The following is a 1,215-nucleotide window of genomic DNA, read 5'->3' on the forward strand; positions in this document are numbered from 1 at the left end:
GCTGGGTGTCGAGGGTGGGGGCGGTGGCCCAGAGGGTGGTGGCGGTGGTGGCGGTGAGGGCCATGGCGGTGGCGCCGAGCAGGAGGGTGCGGCGGTGGTCGGTGGTGAGGGCGGGGTGGTGCCGGATGGGGTTCTCGACGAGGTGCAGCGTGGCCCAGGCGGCCAGGATGCTGGCGGCGGCGACGGCCAGGCGGGTGGGCAGCGTGGCGTCGGGGTGGGTCTCGGCGAGCAGGCGCAGGGCGGGCCAGTGCCACAGGTAGAGGCCGTAGGAGATGGCTCCGAGGAAGAGCATGGGGCGGTGGGACAGGAGGCGGGCGGCGGGGTTGGTGGGCCAGGTCGCGCCGCCGGCGATGACGGCGGCGGTGCCCAGGGTGGGCAGGAGCGCGGCGGTGCCGGGCCAGGGGGTGGCTGTGGTGGTGGTGAACAGGGTGGTGGCGATCAGCGCCAGTCCGGCCCAGGCTGCGGTGGCTGCGGCGGGGCGGGGGAGGCGGGCCAGCAGGGGGGTGGCCAGGACGAGCAGGGCGCCGGTGCCTAGCTGCCAGACGCGGGTGGTGGTGACGAAGTAGGCGGTCTGGGGCGAGCTGGCGGTGCTGGTGACGGACCAGGCCAGGGAGGTGGCCACGACCAGGGTCAGGGCCAGGGCCAGCATGGGCAGCAGCCGCAGCCGGTAGCGGTGGGTGGCCCACAGGACGGCGATGATGAGCAGGGGCCACAGGACGTAGAACTGTTCCTCCACCGACAGCGACCAGTAGTGCTGGACCAGGGAGGGGGCGGCGTCCTCCGCCAGGTAGTCGACCTGCCGGGCAGCCAGGGACCAGTTCAGCACGTAGCCGGTGGCGGCCAGGACGTCGATGCCCAGCTCGGCGTGCCGGCCGCGGGGCAGCAGCCACCAGCCCGCGATCGTGGTGGTCAGCAGCACCAGGGTGGCGGCGGGCAGCAACCGGCGGGCCCGGCGGGCGTAGAAGCGGGTCAGCGAGATGCGCCGGTTGGTGCTGGCCTCGCGGACCAGCTGGTTGGTGATCAGGTAGCCGGAGATGACGAAGAAGACGTCCACGCCGGCGAAGCCGCCGCTGACGCCCGGCAGGCCGGCGTGGTAGAGCAGGACCATCATCACCGCGATCGCGCGCAGTCCCTCGATGTCTCCCCGGAGCACACCCGGTGCCGGGCGGCGCCCGTCCGGGCGCACCGACCCCGCCACCGGCCCCCGCGCAGGCG

The 1,215-nt window shown here is 74.5% G+C and carries 1 protein-coding gene; it reads right to left on the reverse strand.

Features of this window, described 5'->3' with window-relative positions:
* Nucleotides 1-1,153, reverse strand: a 1,153-nt coding sequence (locus BJF81_RS13820; RefSeq protein ID WP_158068699.1) for an acyltransferase family protein, incomplete at its 3' end; no start/stop codon positions are given.
* Nucleotides 1,154-1,215: the final 62 nt, after the last annotated feature.

It is taken from the genome of Ornithinimicrobium sp. CNJ-824, assembly GCF_001942405.1.
Classification (GTDB): Bacteria; Actinomycetota; Actinomycetes; order Actinomycetales; family Dermatophilaceae; genus Ornithinicoccus; species Ornithinicoccus kibberensis.